Here is an 18,843-nt window from a genome sequence, read left to right as displayed (position 1 = left end):
TACTTCGTCCTATCTCCCTTTCATTCTAATTTTTCTAGTGTCAAGTTGGAAAGAAATAATCCTATAATCTCATGAAAAGGCTTTATAAAAACCTAACAAAAGCGGTACTCAGTGCTGTCTTTTCTTTTGTCCTAGTAACTTTCTCTATGGGTCAGACCCAATCTTTGGGCCCTCTCATGTCTGTGACGGAATTTACCATCAAACCAGGCCACGATACCCAATTTCAGGAAGGCGTAAAAGCATGGAAAGCTTGCTATATCGCCGAAAAAGGAGAATGGACCTGGAAAGTCTGGCAAAGGCAACAAGGGGAAGGCAACGTTTACGTGTTGGCCTCGGAAATGCCAAACTGGGCTGAAATGGACAAAAATGATCCAGTTGGCGGCAAATGTTATTCTCTGGTCACTGCTATGATTGATCCTCATATCGAAAAGGCCACCAGTCATGTCACCCGACTGCTTCCTGAAATAAGTAAGAACACGCCAACAACTGACGAATTGATCTCAGTTGGATTCTATGAGCTTAGTCTTACTGATGGCCATAAATTTCTTCCGGCTGTAAGAGAAGTCTCAGCCAGTATGGCAAAGGCAGAAGGAACTGTCAGAGGATATTGGTACAGTTGGTTGACTATGGGTCCCGACAGCCCAAATTACCATGTAGTGACCCCCTACAAGAATTTTGCTGCAATGGATATTACCAGAGACAGCATTTGGGACATCTACGAAAAAGAGCATGGGAAAGAAAAAAGGGATGCAATTCAAGCTCAATTTAGATCCTCACTCAAGAATGTCTGGACCTATCATTATAAAATGAATAAGGACATGAGCAGGCCTGTTAAATAACCATTAGGGGCAAATTGGAAATCAGAGTTTAGAAAGTACTTAAGTCATTAAATGGAGAGGGACTCAACCGGTACCTAATGGTAGTTCTTCCTCGAGTTACCAGAATGACCACTAAAAAATCATAGAAAGATGAAAAAATTCCTAATAATCGGTGTACTAGCCTCGCTACTTTTCGCTTGCGAAACGAAACAACGCTATACTCAGCAATCAGCCGAAATTGAGACTATTAAATCCATCATCGGCAACTATGTCAACGGCGAATGGGATGCCTACCAATCGCATTATGCTGACAGTGCAAAGATTTATTTCAATGTAACTGAAGCCCATCCATCCACCATACAGCAGATCATTGCCCAGCAAAAAATGGAGTTGGAGCCATTGAGTTCCTATACCATGGACCGGGAAAATGAGGCCATTGAAATGGTCGTCGACGATAAAGGTGAAACATGGGTGAATTATTGGGGACTTTGGAAAGGTACTATGGCCTCAACCGGAAAGACGTACGAGACCCCGATTCACATCACTGCACAGTTTGTCAATGGGAAAATTGTAAAAGAATTTGGGTATTGGAATAATGCTCCGATTCAATTGGACGCTATGGCCTTGCAGATGGCTGCTGAAAAAGAGGCCGAGGAAATTCCTAAATAAAGAGACCACTAACAAATTTTTTTTTAACCGGGAAGAGCTTCAATTATTAATTTGATTGAGCAATCTTCCCGGTTTATTTTTTTATCTCCTTTCTAAACCAAACAAATCGCCCGGGTTCCAGCTGGGTTTTACCGGAGTATTTGCAATGGAATAGCTGATCAAAAAGTTGAGTTGTACGTAGGTTTTGGCTGCCGTGAAATTGAATATCCCGTCCATTTCATCTGCCGCATGGTGGTAGTATTTTGCTCTCCATTCTTTCACAAAAGCATCGAGATTAAATCCGGGAACATTGGTCTTGTTGCCATACTTGATGTGCAAAGCCGGGATTCCACTGACTACAAAGCTGTACTGATCACTTCGCACAAATCGGTTTTGCTCAGGCTCGGGATCGGCTTCGATCTCCAAACCCAGGTAATCCGCTGCGAATTTTACATTGCCCAAAATACTGGAATGCTCCGCTCCCAATGGTACCACCGATAGTAAAGGAGCAATCACTGTTGGCATATCCGTATTCACATCAGCCACTATCGAAGACTTGGGCACGGTAGGATTGGCTGCAAAATACGAAGATCCGACCAAGCCCATTTCCTCTGCAGTCACCATCACGATCAACACTGAGCGCTTGGGTTTAGCATTCCCTTTGGAATAAATCCGGGCAATCTCCAGCAGGGATGCCACTCCGGAAGCATTGTCATGGGCGCCGTTGTAAATAGAGTCGCCGTTTTCAGGCCGTCCTATTCCCATGTGATCCAAGTGGGCAGAATGGACCACGTATTCATTTTTCAACTGGGGATCAGATCCGGGTATCAAACCTACCACATTGTAGCTTTCAAACTCACTATGGGTATTCGAATAGCTGGCTGAGAATTGAAATGGGAATTCAAAGGATGAATTTTTCCTGGATTTGATGTCGGCTAACACTTGGTTGAGGTTTTTCCCGGAATTCAAAAACAACCCGGTGAGTAAGGTTTTGCTTCCGTTGAGCGCAAAACCCAGATTGCCGACAAAGCCACGGCCGTATGCAGTAGTCTTATTCGGATCTAAGGCTACATTGGATTGAAGCGTTGGATTTGTATTGGTAAAAGGTTGATTAGGATTGACCAAAATCGCACCTACTGCACCTTTGCCAAATGCAGTGTTCATCTTATTTCCAGGACTGGAAAAATGTGAAATCAAAGTTGAAGCAGGAATACCATCCGGCACTCCGGTAACCATGACGACTACTTTTCCTTTGACATCTACCCCTTCGTAGTCAGAGTACAATCCAGGGATATCCACTCCATATCCCATAAAAACCAAAGCGCCTTCACCTGAAGCCTTTGCCAGCATGGGATGGGGAACAGGAAGGAAGTCTTTGGCAAATACCAAGGAATCCATATTTCCGTTTTTGTCTTTAATCCAAGCTCGGGCAGTTGAATTATTCACCACCGACTTTCTCAAAATCAGTTTCTGGGTGTATTGTCCGGGATCTCCACCGGGCTGTACTCCCATCTTTTTATACTGATCCACCACATAATCTACCGCCATTTGGTAGCCTTCGGTACCGGGCATTCTCCCTTTAAGCTTGTCATCAGCCAGGTAAGCGATGTGGTTTCGAATAGTAAGGGTATCGATTTGGTTCATGGCTCGCTTGACCGAACCGGGGATGGATACTTTTTGGGAAAATGCTTGGAAAGAGGTAAAAACCAGGATTAGGAATAAGTATTTTTTCATTTTTTGGATCATCTGTCCGCGAGAATTTTTTGACCGGCAATTTAAGTCAAAGCAAGTCCATAAAACCAAGCCGAAAACTCCTGCCAGGCAGGAATTTTATAAAAGGTAAAAAGCGAAACATGATAGATCAGCAATAATAGGAGTACAATCAAAAAGGCATCTTTTCTTCGGTGGGTTTTCCAATCCCATAATGCCAGTCCAATTACCAGTAAATCCGCCAACAAATAGCCGAAAAAGGGAACGATAGGAATTCCTTCCAATTTTGGTGCAAGCTCCACCAATCCGGGAATGTAGTTGAAAATGATCCGGTCAGTGATCGGAGTGAACAAGGGGAAAATCGTACATACCATGTATCGGGCATGGGTAAAGCGGTCCTTTTGGAAGTAAATCCCAAGACCGTAGATAATCGCCAACACAACGGTTGCATTGAGCATCAAGGCTAAAGAGAGGTAAGTGTCCAAATTGACCTCAGGACTTTTCCTAACTGTGGCATGAATCAGGAGAATGGTGGAAAGGATCAAAATGGGAAAAATCAGGTAAGATGCTTTGCCAACACCAGTATGAATTCGGTACTTTTTTACCCGGATCAGAACCGCCTGAGCAATCAGCATCAGACACCATAAGGTCATGAAAATCCCATGGAAATGGACATAAAAAGACATGTCCTGACCCAAAACAGAATAGTAACTACTCCAAAAGGCAATCAGGGTAAATCCAAAAAAGACAATCAAATAGATCGCACTTTTTTGATAAAGAAATAGGTTAAGATTAAGGGATTTTGCCATGGTTAGCGTCTTTTCCAAATCGGTTTTTTTCCGTTGTTGAATGAAATATCCGGATATACCTGCGCGTGCTGGATCAACCTTAAGGTCAGTTTTGATCCATACTTTCAGATGCTTATGATACTCTTTGAAAGTAGCAATCTGGTTGATTTCCCAAATTTTTGTACTCTGAAATCTAATTTAGTCCGCATACAGGGAACCAGAATAAGAAAGGAAGTTTGGGTTTAGAATGACTTACTTATTTTTTGAGCCCTTCTCCTTCTCGAATGAAATTGTTTGCTGGTTTAACAAATAGTGGTGAATTGCTTCCACATCTTCTTCACTCAGTGAATTACTGAAATTAGCCATCCCGTTTTCTGAAAGAATCCCCTTCAATACAATTTCATTAAATGTCATGTGTTTGGCCTCAGTCATCTTGGAAAGATCGGGATGTTGGGACAAATGATTATCACCAAAATTTCCATGACAAGTAATGCAGTAAAAATCATACAAAGTCGCTCCTTTTTGCAGCAACTCAGTTTTAATTACAGTATTTGGAGGAGCAGGAGTAGCAATGGGTTTTTTCTTCGGAGGCAGGGGAGTTTCGCCACCACCTAATTTGAAGGTGAGAATCCGGCCTTTATTCTCGTATTCAAAGACTACCCCATCAGGCAAATAGGCGTATGTCTCCGCCCCACCATACCCAGCCATAACAGAAACATACTGTTCGCCGTCAACAGTATAAGTGGTAGGTGCCGCCATGATACCTACACCTGTGAAAATTGATTTAAGCTTCTCACCTGTCTTTGCATCGTGGACATTCAAATATCCTGTACGTGTACCTTGAAACACCAAATCCGGCGTAGACATGATTCCACCATCAGGGCCGCCTTCGGTAAATTTCCAAACAGCTTTTTGTTGCACCGGATCATAGGCCAGCAAACTTTCTGACCGCAGTGTATCCTCAGCGCTTTTAATTTGATTTGCCACATTTTTTTTGAATTTATACATGTTGGCATAATCCAGGTTGGTATTGTCCACATCGGGAAGCCAATTATATGTCTCAAAAGTTTTAAATACCTGCGGAACTGACCGTTCGGGTATGTAGACCAAGCCTGTAACCGGATTGAAAGCCATGGGCTGCCACACATGTCCTCCACCCAGATAAGGCACCACGAGTTTAGGCTCTTTATCATACCACTGACCTTGTTCCGTCAACACAGGCCTGCCGGTTTTCAAGTCTACATGACTTGCCCAATTTACTTTTGTGTATTTCTCGGCAGAGATCAATTCCCCAGTGGCTCTATCCAACACATAATAAAAGCCGTTTTTTGGAGCCATCATCAACACCTTTCTTGAACTTCCATTGATATCCAGATCAGCAAGCACAATATTTTGAGTAGCGGTGTAGTCCCATATTTCACCGGGCGTGGTTTGATAGTACCAGGCCATTTTTCCGTTGTCAGGATTGATTGCGATGATGGAAGAAAGAAACAAATTATCTCCTCCAGCAGGACTTCGAAACCAAATGGGATAGGGTGTTGAGTTGCCCGTGCCAATATAAAGTAGGTTGAGTTCGCGATCATAGGCCGATTCGCCCCATACCGTGCCACCCATGCCAGAGGGCCATTGTGAATTGGGGTCCCAGGTTTTTGCAGCCATTTCCATTTCTTCACTTTCATGACCCTTGGCAGGGTCTCCGGGCACGATCCAGAAGCGCCACTTTTCCTCACCACTTTTCAAATCATATGCGGTCACGTAGCCACGCACCCCATATTCACCTCCGGAGTTTCCGATCATTACTATATTCCCAGCGACATGTGGCGGACTGGTAATGGTATAGGCTTTCGTGCGATCGGTAAAGGTATCCACACGCCATACCTCTTTCCCGTTTTCGGCATCCAAGCTTACGAGATACCCATCAAGTGTGCCCACATATACTTTACCTTCCCATACCGCCAACCCGCGATTCACCACATCACAGCATGCTCTACGTCCGTAGGAGGCATCTACTTTTGGCTTGTAAGTCCAGAGTTCTTTTCCGGTTTTAGCATCCAATGCATAGACCGCACCCCATGGGCCGGAAGTGTACATGATTCCATCCACTACAATTGGAGTTGCCTCCAGACCACGTGGCACATTGCCGATATAAGTACTGGCATCATATTCCCATGCAAATCCGAGATCTTTAACATTCTCCTTATTGATTTGACTTAGCGGAGAAAAATGTTGCATCATTTGGTTGCCACCCAGTGTGAGCCAGTCCTTCGAATCCTGATTTGCTAATCGATCGTAGTCGATCCAACCTTTTGGTTTCTCTTGCTTGCAGGATAAAACCAGAAAAAAAACAAAAAGGAAAACATATGTAAGTTTTTTCATAAGTATGAGGTTGGCGGTAAAAGTATAAGTTAGCAATTCCGACCTTATGAATCATGTATCCCTTACCCAGGAATTTTCATCTAGATGAAAAAGTCATCAACATTTTTGAACCAAAGTGCTCTTATAAATTAAACGAGTAAATATCTATTAAAACGGTGCATCCTTTCCTTCAAAAGTCGTCTTGGGTAGACTGATCACCTCGAAATCCGGAATGAGCCTAACTCCTTAGGTCGGTAGAAAAAGCAGCCAAAGGGTAATGCCGAACAGTTTTTCATACTGTTGGAGGCTTGGACTCATTCTGATAGTTAGAGAAGTTAGGAAAAAAGGGAAGGCTTCAATTCCTCAATTTTCATGACTTCCCGGATTTTTTGAAAAACGATCAAATCTTTGCCTGTTTGTTAAAATAAAACCAATCAGCACATTAGGATTATTTCAGCTATTTACACAACTTGAGACAATAGACATTAAACCCGATTAAACCATGAAAAATAACCGCCGCGACTTTTTACAGAAAATCGGCTTGGGAACAGCAGGTCTTGCCGCAGTTCCTTTTGCAGCAAGTGCAAGTCCTCTTCATCAAGCAACCGCCGAGGCGGATGATGAGCAATATTTAAAAATCGGAGATGATATCGCTGTGGCCGACACCGGTTTTGGAAAAATCCGTGGCTATCAGCTAAACGGCGTTTACACCTTTCTGGGAGTTCCTTACGGCGCCGATACTTCAGGCAAAAACCGCTTTATGCCACCCCAAAAACCTGAAAAATGGGAAGGCATCAAGGATACCATCTGGTGGGGTAATACCGCTCCGCAGATCATGGATCGGCGATATGCCAATGTCCACGCTTCTTTTGCCGATCACTGGAATTATGACGATGTCTCTGAAGACTGTCTAAAACTCAACGTTTGGACCAACGCAATTGCTGACGGGAAGAAGCGTCCGGTGATGGTTTGGTTGCATGGTGGAGGATTTACAAACGGCAACGGAATCGAACAGGACGGCTACCATGGAGAAAACTTCGCAAAAAAAGGAGACGTGGTTTTTGTCTCCATCAATCACCGACTAGGCCCAATTGGGTTTACAGATCTATCCGGTGTGGGTGGAGAAAAATACGCTGCCTCTGGCAATGTGAGCCAGTTGGACATCATCGCTTCGCTTCATTGGGTGCGAGACAACATTGCAAACTTTGGCGGTGATCCGGGCAATGTTACCATCATGGGACAATCCGGAGGAGGTGCCAAAGTCACTTGTACCATGGCGATGCCTGCCGCAAAAGAGTTGGTTCATAAGGGTGTCGCCCTCAGCGGCAGCATGCTGAAAGCAAACGACCAGGAGTATAGTAGAAAGCTGGGGCAATATGTGCTTGAAGCAGCTGGACTGACTTCAGGAGAAGTAGAAAAGCTTCAGGAAATCCCCTGGAGAGAATACATTGATATTGCGAACAAGGCCTTGGATCGGATGAGAAAGGAGTTTCCTCAACCTGGATTCAGAGGGGGATTTGGTCCAGTAGCTGATGGGGTAAATGTGCCGAAAGGGGAGTTTTTCTCCGACCCAAACAGTCATGAATCCGAAATGCCCCTGATGATCTGCACCACCTTCCATGAGTGGGGAGCTACAAGGACCAATCCAAAGTTGGAAGCTGCCGGTGAAGCGGAGATAATCGAGGCGATGAAACAACGTTTTGGAGACAAAGCCGGAGAAGTGTATAAAGCTTACGCAGCAAATTTCCCAGGCAAAAAGCCCGCGGAAATCATGACTCTGGCAGCCTCAAACCGAGCCAACGCAGTCTCCTGCGGAAATGCAAAAGCCAAGCAAAAAGCTCCAGTCTACATGGCTTGGTTCGGTTGGGAGCCCAATCTCTACAATGGCAGAATGCGGGCTTTTCACTGCATAGACATCTGCTTCTGGTATGACAATACCGACAGAATGTACACCCATACCGGAGGAGGCAAGCGTCCGAGAATGCTTTCAGAGAGAATGTCGTCTTCCTTATTGGCGTTTATGAAAACCGGGAATCCGAATGCTGGAGTACTTCCCAACTGGCCAAGATTCACCCCCCAAAATGGAGAAACTATGGTCCTAAATGATGTAAGTGAAGTGAAAAACGATCCCGATCGTGCGGCAAGAATGGCACTTCCTGTAGTTTAAAACTTGAATTGTCAGTAGTTCAAAGACTTGGATTTCCTAAAAGGCATCTGCTTTTTGGATTTTCAGGTCTTTGTTTTTTTTGGTTTATCAAAAGGATAAAAAACCATTTTTATCTTACTGACCGAATAGTTTTTTGGTGTAGGGTATTTCTTCCTTTCTGGGGAAAAAGTAATTTTCACCCTATGGTCCGGATAAACCTTGTTAACTTACCCACTCTATTTTGTCATCGAACCGATTTATTACTATGACCGACTTTAGAAACTATAAAGTTCCTTACGAACTGACTCCAGAATACTCCAAATCAGTGGCCTATTTCTCTATGGAATTTGCCATCCACCAGCCCCTCAAAATTTACAGTGGTGGCTTGGGATTCCTGTCTGGCTCTCATTTGCGAAGCGCGTATGAGCTCAAGCAAAACCTGATCGGGATCGGTATCCTTTGGAAATACGGCTACTACGATCAAGGCCGAAATCAGGACCAGACCCTGAAGCCAGAATGGTACGAAAAAACCTACAGCTTCTTAGTCGATACCGGGATCAAGTTCCAAGTGCCTGTGCACAATCAACCCGTCTGGGTAAAGGCTTGGTACCTTCCGCCGGATACATTCAAAAGCGCACCGCTTTTTCTATTAAGTACCGACTTGCCGGAAAATGACTACTTGAGCCAGACTATCACGCACCGATTATATGATGCAGATACGGCGGCCAAGATCGCCCAAATGATGATTCTTGGAATCGGCGGAGCCATGCTCGTCGACCAACTCAACTTCAATCCGGAGATCTATCACCTGAATGAAGCCCACGGCGTGAGTAGTATTTTCTACCTGATGAAAAAATTTGGAAGCAAAGAGGAGGTAAAAAAGAGACTCGTCTTCACTACGCATACTCCGGAGGAAGCAGGAAACGAAAAGCACGACTTTTTCCTCTGCGACAAAATGAGCTATTTCTATGGCTACTCAGTTCCGGAAGTTCATAAAATGACCGGAATTGATGGGCATTTGTTTAATCACAGTTTGGCAGCGTTGCGATTTGCCAGAGAGGCCAACGGCGTGAGCAAGCTTCATGGAGAGGTCAGCCGCAGGATGTGGGGACATTACCCCGACATTCCCGAAATCCAGTCCATCACCAATGCGCAAAATTGGAAATACTGGGCGGATAAGCAGCTTTATCGATTTATGGAAGAAGCTGACAACCCGGGGTTTGATGATAGAAAACGGTACCTGAAGAAAAGAGCATTTGACATCGTGGCCGACCAAACCGGTAAATTAATGGACCCGGATGTTTTGACGATTGTTTGGGCAAGGCGATTTGCGGCATATAAGCGCCCCGACCTTATTGCTCAGGACATGCAGCGATTTGAGGACCTCATGAGCAACACTGCCATGCCCGTTCAGATGATCTGGGCTGGCAAACCCTACCCGATGGATTATGGAGCCATCAGTGTATTCAATTCACTCGTGCACTTGAGCAAGCGATTCAAAAATGTCGCCGTGTGTGTGGACTATGAATTGACGCTTAGCAAACGCCTTAAGCAAGCCTCAGACGTATGGCTCAACAACCCGCGGGTGCCTCGAGAAGCGTCAGGTACCAGTGGAATGACAGCCGCCATGAACGGATCAGTGAATTTCAGCACCTTTGACGGGTGGATCTGTGAGTTTGCCCGCCATGGTGAAAACTCATTTATTGTCCCACAGGCAGACTATCACAATCTCAGTATTCAGGATCAGGATGATCAGGATCTGGATCACCTGTATGAAATTCTGAAAAATGAAATCCTGCCTATTTACTACAGCAACAAGCGAAAGTGGAGAGATATTGTCCAGGCAGGTATGCACGATGTACGCTTTGAATTCGAAAGTAACCGAATGGTCAAAGAATACTATGAGTTGATGTATCAGTAAGCCTCAATAATCCTAAATCAAAAAAGCCCGTTCAGTCGGGCTTTTTTGATTTAAAGCAATTGGTCGGGTCAAATTCTGGTTTTTGTTCTTCTTAACTTATGCCCTGATTAAACCCAAATATTGCTCCCAAGGTACAATGCAACAGTTTGATTTTATCATTGTTGGGGCTGGTTCGGCAGGATGCGTCCTAGCCAATCGCCTTTCTGAACTTCCCCAAAACTCAGTCTTACTTATCGAAGCCGGAGGGCCTGACAAAAAACCGGAAATCGGAATTCCGGGTGGATATGGAAAACTTCATCGCTCGGAAGTGGATTGGGGGTTTTCAACCGAGCCACAAGAATTTGTCGATAACCGAAGAATTTATCTCCCGAGAGGAAAAGTGCTCGGTGGCTGCAGTTCTACAAATGCCATGGCTTACGTTCGCGGAAATCGATCCGATTTTGATCAATGGGCAGAATTGGGAAATCCGGGCTGGAGTTATGACGAGGTCTTGCCATTTTTCAAAAAATCAGAGCACAATGAAGATCTGACGAATTCATTTCATGGGCAAGGTGGACCACTTCACGTGGGGTTTGCCAAGTCTTTCCGTACTCCATTTGCCTCGGCTTTTGTGGCTGGTTGTCAGGAGATTGGGATCCCAAGAAATGAGGATTACAACGGAGAAAAGCAGGAAGGATGCGGATTTTTTCAATTCACCATCAAAAACGGAAAACGCCACAGCACCGCAGCGGCATTTCTTAAGCCGGTACTCTCCAGAAAAAATCTCAAGGTAGTAACTGACACCCGGGTTACTCAGATTTTGATCAAAAAGGATCGGGCTGTCGGAGTCGAAATTTTTCAAGGCAAAGGAGCCCCTCAAAAAATATTTGCCAAAAAGGAAGTGATCCTTTGTGCAGGATCTTTTCAGTCTCCTCAGCTCTTGATGCTTTCCGGAATCGGCGAGCCGGAAGAATTGAAGCGGGCAGGCATTGCGGTCAAGCATGCACTTCCCGGAGTTGGGAAAAATCTTCAAGACCATCTTTTCTTTCCCGTTTCAGGATTGTCAAGCATTCAGCAAGGGTTCAATCATCACCTTTCTCCTTTGAATCAGGCAAAAGACCTGATCGTTTACCTATTGACTCATCGGGGCGTGTTGACTTGCAGCCCATTGGAAGCAGTAGCGTTTTACCATTCAAAAGGAAAAGAAGGGGTCGATTTTCAGCTTCATTTTACACCCATCCAAGTTGGAGATCGGTATGAGACCGATATGTACGATTTGAATACTTACCCCAGAACTGATGGATTCACCATTTTGCCAAGTTTGCTCAAGCCAAAAAGTGTGGGTTTTGTGGGACTCAGATCGGCAAATTATCTGGAAAATCCCCTGATCCAACCCAATTTCCTGTCCGCTGAGGAGGATTTGAACTCCTTGGTTGCCGGTGCAAAAAAGGCTCTTGAAATTCTAAAGTCCGATGCTTTTGGTCCTTACAGAAAGCGAATTATTACTCCTCCGCAAGAATCCGAAGATGCCATTGCCCAACATATCCGAAAATCAGTGGAGACGATCTACCATCCCGTTGGTACCTGCAAAATGGGAAATGATGCTGACTCGGTCGTGAACTGGAAGCTTCAGGTGCGAGGAATTGAAGGGCTTAGAGTGGCGGATGCCTCCATCATGCCAACCATCGTCGCTGGAAATACCAATGCTGCGGTGATTATGATCGGAGAAAAAGCCGCAGACTTGATTTCGAAATCCTAGGGCTTGATTTCATTTTTGCGATTTAGAACGTAATGGTAAAGGAGGTTCCCTCATTGACCGTGCTCTCCACCTCAATTTTTCCCCCCATCTGGGTTACGTGATTATAAACCAGATAAAGGCCGATGCCTTTGCTGTCGCTATAGCCGTGAAACTTTTGATGAAGACCAAAAATCCGGTTCCCTACTTCTTGCAAGTCAATTCCGATCCCATTGTCTCGGATAACCAGTTGCTTTTTACCGGATTTGAGTTTGGTTTCCAAGTGAATTTCAGGAGCAATCCCGGGTTTGGCATATTTGATCGAATTGGTAATTAGGTTTAGGAGAATACTTTCGAGTAGTCCCCTATTAAATTCAACCACTTCAAATTGCGTTAAATCGGTGTGAATTTTTGCCTGAGAACTACTCACCAAGGTACTGATGGATTCCAGTACCATATTCAGCGTATTTCCAAGGTTGACATCCTCGCGGATAGCCACTGATTCGTGTCTTTCCGTTAGGACATCCACATAACCATTCAGGGTTTTTTTCAGATTTTGGCCTGATTTTTTTAGAATTTCTACCAGTTCGAGCGTTTCCGGGTCGGTGATTTTGCCGGAATCCAAGAGATTAAACGCGGATAGCAAATTATTCACCGGGGCACGCAAGTCATGAGAAGTGGTGTAGGTCCATTGTTTAAGCCCATCATTGATCCTTGTCAACTGAGCTAAAAGTGAGTTGCGATCTGCTTCCAATCGCTTTTTGTGGGTGATGTTTTTGGCTATGGCGAAGACGACCTGTTGATCTTCCACAGGCATTGAAGTCCAGGAAAGCCAAACTATCTCCCCATTTTTGGTCAGATAGCGATTCTCAAAATTTAAAAGGGGCTTGGACTTGTGTAGCTGATCGCGAACCTGAGAGGTTGTACTTTTGTCCTCGGGATGGACAAATTCATTGATTGGCCGACTGTAAAGTTCTTCAAAAGAATAGCCCAAAACCTGTGTTACAGCAGGGTTTACTTTTTTGAAAAACCCATCAAAGCCTGCAATGCAAAGCAAATCAGGAGTCAGGTCAAAAAAAAGCGCGTAATTGAATTCAGGGTGGATCATAGAATTCCTAGAAACGGAAATTACAAAGCCTGAATTTCCTGATTTTCTAATACATGACGAATTGTTGAAATATGTAAACCAACTTCATGTTGCTAGGACCAGGGTTTTAAAGTCACTGAGGATGTCGGGTATTTGATGATCATCATGCGGTGTGAATATTATATCCACTCGATTTCATTTGAATTTGTACACTTTTCCTTCCGTTTTGCTCATGATGTACACATTCTTTTCGGCATCCAAACCAAACTTCAGGTCTACCCGGTCGTGATTGACCAAGGTCTTCATGGAGACTTCTTTTCCTTCAAAGCGGACTCCCCAAGTTTTCACCTGTGGGCTTGGGAAATCCTTTAGATCTGCAAAAAAGAGCCTTCCAGAAGGCACATCTCCGAAAACGAATTTTCCTTTCAAGGGACCCTCCGAAACCAAGTATCCTCCGATGATCGCTACCGTCTCATCGTGTTCCAATTGGATTAAAGGATAGGAAACGCCCAATTTTGCGTCATCTTCTGGCAATGGGTAAAGCGTACGAAAGCTGCCATAGGGATTTATCACAAATGTCCCTTCACGAACTGGCCAACCGTAGAATTTTCCCGGTTCAATCCGATTGATCTCTTCGATACTGTGCTGTCCTATGTCTGTAGCATAAAGTTGCCCCGCTTCATCCCAAAAAATCCGGTTCGGGTTCCGAAATCCATAAGCAACGACTTCTCCTGCTTTTCCTTTCATTCCCGCAAAAGGATTGATTTTTGGAATTCCATATTTCCCATTCTTCCCGTCAGTGCCCGCGGGATCAATTCTCAAAATGCTGCTGTAAATTCCAGCCCCATTATGGTTGGAAATTCCCGCAAACCGCTTTTCTGCAGTCCCTCCGTCACCGTAGCCAATGTAAAGAAGTCCATAATCAGGATCCCCTTTTTTGGAAGTTGGATTGAAGGTAAGTTCCTGCATCCCATGGGCTTGGGAAGCATTGTCGATTCGGAGGATTTCCCGGTCTGTCCCCTTGAAAACTTTAGCCTTTGGGTCTTCCGCTTTCCATTCGGTTAGGACCCACTGCATAAAAACACTCAAACTGTCCGTGTATCCAAAGTCCGAAGGTTTTGTGCCTCCCGGTTCGGTGTGGGAAGTGTAGAATAGTCCGTTGGTTTCAAAATCAGGGTGAAAAGCAAAACTTCCTACGCCAGTGGCCCAACCGGGCTTGCTGACCATGGCCGGACGCTTTTCCTTCAGATTGAGGTAAAGCGTTGGCTTTTGATTTTCAAGCTCATAAAGACCGACTCTTTGGTCGTTGATGAATAGCCGCTTACTGCCTGGAATGGGTTCCATTTTGGTCATTTTGGCCAGTGGAGGAACAGAGTCAGATGCAGGTAGTTGCGCGAATAGCTCCAGCTCCACCCGAATGCCTGAGTCTTGGATTTTCTCTTGAATCAGGTTGGAAGTGGTGTCTCCTACGATCTCAAGCGGGATGGTTTCGAAAGTATGAAGGTAGCTGAGCAAAGCCTCGATATCCTGATCGGTTAAATTCGGGAATCCTGGCATTTGACTTTTATATTTTTCGAGGAGCTCCACTGCCCGAGGATCCTTGGCTTCGATAGCTGCAGCAGGATTTTTGATAAACTCCCTTATCCACTGAGTTTCGATCTGTCGGGTAATTCCGCTGAGGTTTGGCCCGATGGCATCTTCATTGAAATTATGGCAAGTGGAGCAATTTTGCTCGAACAGTGCTTTGCCTTTTAGAATCTGATTGGCGTCTGTTGAGATCTCCACACCGAATTCTTCCTGTTTTGGTTTGCAGGAATAGACTAGTGTAACACAAACTACGGAAAGGATCAGGAGCTTTTTCATCGCTGCTAATTTGGGATTTTACTTTCCCAAGAAAAACAGTCCCAAGATTTCTTTATCCCTTTTCTACGCAATCCTTTTCCGATACAAAAAGCAAAGTTGCTCACCACTACCTGATATTCGTCATAAATTAACCCCAAACCAACCCATAACTTGTCGAAAACTTTGATTACAAAGGGAATCAAAGAGCCATTTGGAGTGAAGAAAAAAACCAACCGATGAAAAGTCCCATGATTCAACTTTCCTTTATTGATTTTATCAGTCCATGGGTGATTGGATTGATTTTGTTTTTTGTGCTGATACTGGCTTTCGTAGCGGGTTTTAGAACCAGAAAGCGGAAGGTAAAAAAGGATCCTACTCTGGAGCATGAAGACTTGGGCTCTATCAGTTCTACCTTGTTGGGTTTGTTGGCCTTGATCCTTGCCTTCACATTCAGCATGGCCAATTCTAGGTTTGACACCCGAAGGGAGCTGGCTATTCAGGAGGCAAATGCGATTGGAACTGTTTTTTTGCGTACTGAATTTTTCCCGGACAGTGTTCAAAAGGAGCTTAAGTCCAATCTGAAAATGTATGTGGAAGAACGTATTGCATTCTATTATGCCGGAATGGATATGGATATATTGATTGGCCACATGAAAAATTCGGATGTCTTGGGGAAAAAGATTTGGGATCAGGTTACTGCCTATTCCAAAGTAGACCCAAATCTGGTCAAGACCTCGGAGATAGTTTCGTCCCTAAATGAAATGATTGATCTGACTACCTCTCGAAGGGCAGCCGGGGAAGCCAATATTCCAGGCTCCATTCAATGGTTCCTGATCATTTTGAGCATTTTTTCCACCTTCTTACTGGGATATGAGCGGAAAACCCATTTTGATTGGATCATCGTCATGGTTTTTTCCCTGATGCTTTCACTCACTGTCTTTTCCATTTTTGATCTGGATCGGCCGCGGTCCGGATTAGTCACATTGGATGAGGCCAACTCAAAGATTCTTGAACTAAGGCAACTCTTTGAATAAGTGATTTTTCTAAACTTAAGAGTCTAAAGAATTTATGCCCAACTGACTTTTCTCATTAAATAATTTCGACAAGAATGTCACATTTGAATAGAAAGTATCTGAATTCACATTATATCAATCACTCCATTATACGATGAACACGTTAAAATTATTTCTTCTGATAATTTTTGTCGGGACGGGCTATTTGGCCAGTGCCCAGCAAACTCCTACTGTGCCGGACACCGCTAAAATGTCCTACAATCAAATCTCCCAAGCTATGGGCCTGTTTGTGTATCCTTCCAAAGGACAAAGCAAGTCTCAGCAAAAAAAGGATGAGTTTGAGTGTTACAATTGGGCTGTGGAGCAATCGGGAATTGACCCGCTAAACCTTCCAAAAATTGAAGCTGCTCCAGTTCAGTCCGGACCGACAGGTGCAGGAATCGGCGGTGCCGCAAGAGGTGCTGCTGCAGGTGCTGCCATCGGGGCCATCACGGGTGACGCAGGCGAAGGAGCCGCAGTGGGAGCAATAGTTGGAGGTCTTGCAGGTAGAAGAGCAGGAAAGGCTGCTCAACAGCAATCAAACCAACAGGCCCAAGCAAATGTCAAAGCCCAGGAACAACAAATGAAAGACAGCTTCAAAAAGGCCTTCACGGTCTGCATCGAAGGTAAAGGCTACACCATCAAATAATCCCAAACTTAAAAGAACCATGAAATCAATACAAAAACTCGTGCTATTTGCAGGATTGGGATTATCCTTAGTTGCCTGCTCCCCATCTGCGGAAAACACCAATGCGGAAGACTTGGCTGTTGTCAAAAACTACGTGAAGGCAGTTGAATCCTTGGACTATGACGCCATGAATAATTTTTTGGCTGACAATTACCTTGGGCTTGGTCCATCTTACGGGGATTCGACCAACAAAACTCAGGCTGTAAATAGCTGGAAATTCAACGCGAGTAACCTTTACAAAAAGATTGAACATACCAAGGCGCAATACGCCTATGTCTCGATTCCTGAAGGTGGTGGAAAAGGGAATTGGATCGCTTCCTGGTCTGAACTTAAAATTACCTTTCAAAATGAACAGACAGTCATGATTTGGGCGAACAGTAACTATCAGGTCAGTGATGGGAAAATTGTAAAAAGCCTCACCTTTTACAATGAAGCGGATGCCCTTCGACAGTTGGGGTATGACTTTTTCCCTGTCGAATAGGTTGGGATTTTGATTTATCTATTCTAAATCAATTGATTCATAAAAAAAGAAAGGGGCCTTAGCCCCTTTTTTAATTATCATCATCCTCATCGAAGTCCTCGTCTTCTTTCATGTCAAACATGGAACTGAAGAGGTCTTTGAACTGGAGCCCGGTGTCCAATAATTTTTTGCTCAACTGGGAGTACTCGGCCAAGCCATGAAGCGCAAATTCCATAAAGAACTCTTTTTCTTTTTCAGGCAAAGTTTTCACCATCTGGGTTACTACTTCTTCCAATCCGGGCACGGAATGAAGAAGCATTTTATACTCCTTATCTGACTGGGATGCCAAGATATCGAGCTCGTTTCCTTCCCCAAACCAAGCCAGCGGAATCACATAAGGATTGCCGCTTTTGTCCTTTTTCTTTTGCTCAGGAGATGGGAAATAGTTGACAAACTGAGTGCGGATAGCTTTTCCGATCAGGTTGTATGCCACCAATCCGGCGCCTTCCTGCTCGCCTTCATAGACCAATTCAACCTTACCTGTAATCGCAGGAATTACTCCGATCAAGTCAGCGATGCGGACTACGGTATTAGCTTCCCCATTGAGGTAAAGTCGTCTTTCCGCGGCAGAAATCAGGTTTTCATAGGCCGAAATGGTCAATCGAGCAGATACTCCACTTTTTTCATCCACAAATTCGGATCCTCTTGCCTCAATGGCGATCTGCTCAATCAAATCCTTCATGAGTTCGGGGACATGGATATTCTCCACGGGTTTTCCTGCAAGATTGGCTTCCTGAGCTGTGATTTTCCTGCCGATCTCAATGGATTTGGGGTAGTGCGTGATGATTTGACTTTCGATTCGGTCCTTAAGTGGAGTTACGATGCTTCCCCGGTTAGTATAATCTTCCGGATTGGCGGTGAAGACAAACTGAATATCAAGCGGTAACCTCAACTTGAATCCCCTGATCTGGATATCTCCTTCCTGCAGAATGTTGAACAAAGCTACCTGAATCCTCGCCTGCAAGTCAGGCAGCTCGTTGATCACGAAAATGCATCGGTGGGAACGCGGAACCAATCCGTAGTGAATCACCCGCTCATCATTATAGCTGAGCTTCATCGTAGCCGCTTTGATTGGATCCACATCTCCGATTAGGTCGGCCACGGAAACATCCGGTGTGGCAAGTTTTTCCGCGTAGCGATCGTCCCGATGTAACCAAACGATCGGTGTATCATCTCCTTTTTCCTCAATCAGATTTTTGGCAAATGTGGAAAGTGGATGCATCGGGTCATCGTTGAGTTCGGAGCCAAAGACCACCGGCACATATTCATCCAGCAGATGCGTCATCATGCGGGCGATACGGGTTTTTGCCTGACCGCGAAGACCGAGAAGGTTGATGTTGTGACGGGAAAGAATGGCCCGTTCGATGTCCGGGATCACCGTGTCCTCGTAGCCCCAAATGCCTTCGAAGACATTTTCTTTGGACTTGATCTTCAGGATCAAGTTTTTACGGAGTTCTTCTTTGATGGACTTGGGTTGGTATCCTGAGGCCTTCAACTGGCCCAGGGTTTTGATTTGAAGGAGTTGATGTCCGGTGAGTTTTTTGTAGTCCATGC

General features: G+C 44.7%; 14 protein-coding genes. 8 read left to right on the top strand and 6 right to left on the bottom strand.

All coding sequences use genetic code 11. From position 1 onward, the window contains the following. The first annotated feature begins 71 nt into the window (after positions 1 to 71). Entirely contained in the window at positions 72 to 839 is a 768-nt protein-coding gene (locus D0X99_RS00660) for a hypothetical protein (RefSeq protein WP_147392169.1), read from the top strand. Positions 840 to 968: 129 nt separating this feature from the next. Continuing rightward, positions 969 to 1,487 carry a nuclear transport factor 2 family protein gene (locus D0X99_RS00655; protein ID WP_119475721.1) on the top strand — a complete coding sequence of 173 codons (519 nt, stop codon included), beginning with the start codon at positions 969 to 971 and terminating at the stop codon, positions 1,485 to 1,487. Between the two features lie 81 nt (positions 1,488 to 1,568). Here the strand turns inward: D0X99_RS00655 and D0X99_RS00650 are convergent, their stop codons facing one another. The 3 genes from D0X99_RS00650 to D0X99_RS00640 form a co-directional block, all read right to left on the bottom strand. Further along, positions 1,569 to 3,200, bottom strand: a complete 1,632-nt coding sequence (locus D0X99_RS00650; protein ID WP_119476360.1) for a M28 family peptidase — start codon at positions 3,198 to 3,200, stop codon at positions 1,569 to 1,571. Between the two features lie 41 nt (positions 3,201 to 3,241). Next, complete coding sequence (locus D0X99_RS00645; protein WP_119475720.1) at positions 3,242 to 3,985, bottom strand: hypothetical protein; 744 nt, start codon at positions 3,983 to 3,985, stop codon at positions 3,242 to 3,244. Between the two features lie 231 nt (positions 3,986 to 4,216). Then, positions 4,217 to 6,340: a PQQ-dependent dehydrogenase, methanol/ethanol family gene (locus D0X99_RS00640; protein ID WP_119475719.1), complete on the bottom strand. Its 2,124-nt coding sequence runs from the start codon at positions 6,338 to 6,340 to the stop codon at positions 4,217 to 4,219. 481 nt (positions 6,341 to 6,821) lie between these two features. Here D0X99_RS00640 and D0X99_RS00635 point away from each other — a divergent pair, with 481 nt between their 5' ends. The 3 genes from D0X99_RS00635 to D0X99_RS00625 all read left to right on the top strand — a co-directional run bounded on the left by D0X99_RS00635 (position 6,822) and on the right by D0X99_RS00625 (position 12,124). Next, the gene (locus tag D0X99_RS00635; RefSeq protein ID WP_119475718.1) at positions 6,822 to 8,486 is read left to right on the top strand and encodes a carboxylesterase/lipase family protein; all 1,665 of its coding nucleotides are present in this window, start codon (positions 6,822 to 6,824) and stop codon (positions 8,484 to 8,486) included. A gap of 244 nt (positions 8,487 to 8,730) precedes the next feature. Beyond that, a complete protein-coding gene (gene glgP / locus D0X99_RS00630; RefSeq protein ID WP_119475717.1) occupies positions 8,731 to 10,386 on the top strand; it encodes an alpha-glucan family phosphorylase in 1,656 nt (551 codons plus the stop codon). Between the two features lie 136 nt (positions 10,387 to 10,522). Then, positions 10,523 to 12,124 (top strand): GMC family oxidoreductase, encoded by a 1,602-nt coding sequence (locus D0X99_RS00625; protein ID WP_119475716.1) that lies wholly within the window; start codon positions 10,523 to 10,525, stop codon positions 12,122 to 12,124. Between the two features lie 22 nt (positions 12,125 to 12,146). Here D0X99_RS00625 and D0X99_RS00620 read toward each other — a convergent pair whose 3' ends face one another. Together D0X99_RS00620 and D0X99_RS00615 are read right to left on the bottom strand one after the other, a co-directional pair. Continuing rightward, positions 12,147 to 13,208: a PAS domain-containing sensor histidine kinase gene (locus tag D0X99_RS00620; RefSeq protein ID WP_119475715.1), complete on the bottom strand. Its 1,062-nt coding sequence runs from the start codon at positions 13,206 to 13,208 to the stop codon at positions 12,147 to 12,149. Between the two features lie 174 nt (positions 13,209 to 13,382). After that, the gene (locus D0X99_RS00615; protein WP_119475714.1) at positions 13,383 to 15,050 is read right to left on the bottom strand and encodes a PQQ-dependent sugar dehydrogenase; all 1,668 of its coding nucleotides are present in this window, start codon (positions 15,048 to 15,050) and stop codon (positions 13,383 to 13,385) included. 215 nt (positions 15,051 to 15,265) lie between these two features. On the opposite strand from D0X99_RS00615, the gene D0X99_RS00605 reads away from it, so the two are divergent. From D0X99_RS00605 to D0X99_RS00595, 3 genes are all read left to right on the top strand, one after another. Next, positions 15,266 to 16,063 (top strand): bestrophin-like domain, encoded by a 798-nt coding sequence (locus D0X99_RS00605; protein ID WP_119475712.1) that lies wholly within the window; start codon positions 15,266 to 15,268, stop codon positions 16,061 to 16,063. 133 nt (positions 16,064 to 16,196) lie between these two features. After that, positions 16,197 to 16,730 (top strand): glycine zipper domain-containing protein, encoded by a 534-nt coding sequence (locus D0X99_RS00600; protein ID WP_233553614.1) that lies wholly within the window; start codon positions 16,197 to 16,199, stop codon positions 16,728 to 16,730. A 19-nt stretch (positions 16,731 to 16,749) separates the two neighbouring features. After that, positions 16,750 to 17,250, top strand: a complete 501-nt coding sequence (locus D0X99_RS00595) for a hypothetical protein (protein ID WP_119475711.1) — start codon at positions 16,750 to 16,752, stop codon at positions 17,248 to 17,250. Between the two features lie 70 nt (positions 17,251 to 17,320). Here D0X99_RS00595 and D0X99_RS00590 read toward each other — a convergent pair whose 3' ends face one another. After that, on the bottom strand, positions 17,321 to 18,841 hold the full coding sequence (locus D0X99_RS00590) for a P-loop NTPase family protein (RefSeq protein WP_119475710.1): 1,521 nt from the start codon (positions 18,839 to 18,841) through the stop codon (positions 17,321 to 17,323). Positions 18,842 to 18,843: the final 2 nt, after the last annotated feature.

Origin of the sequence: Algoriphagus lacus, from assembly GCF_003583985.1 — a bacterium.
GTDB lineage: Bacteria > Bacteroidota > Bacteroidia > Cytophagales > Cyclobacteriaceae > Algoriphagus > Algoriphagus lacus.
The sequence above is the reverse complement of the archived record's forward strand: the minus strand, read 5'-3'. Positions and strand labels throughout refer to the sequence as shown.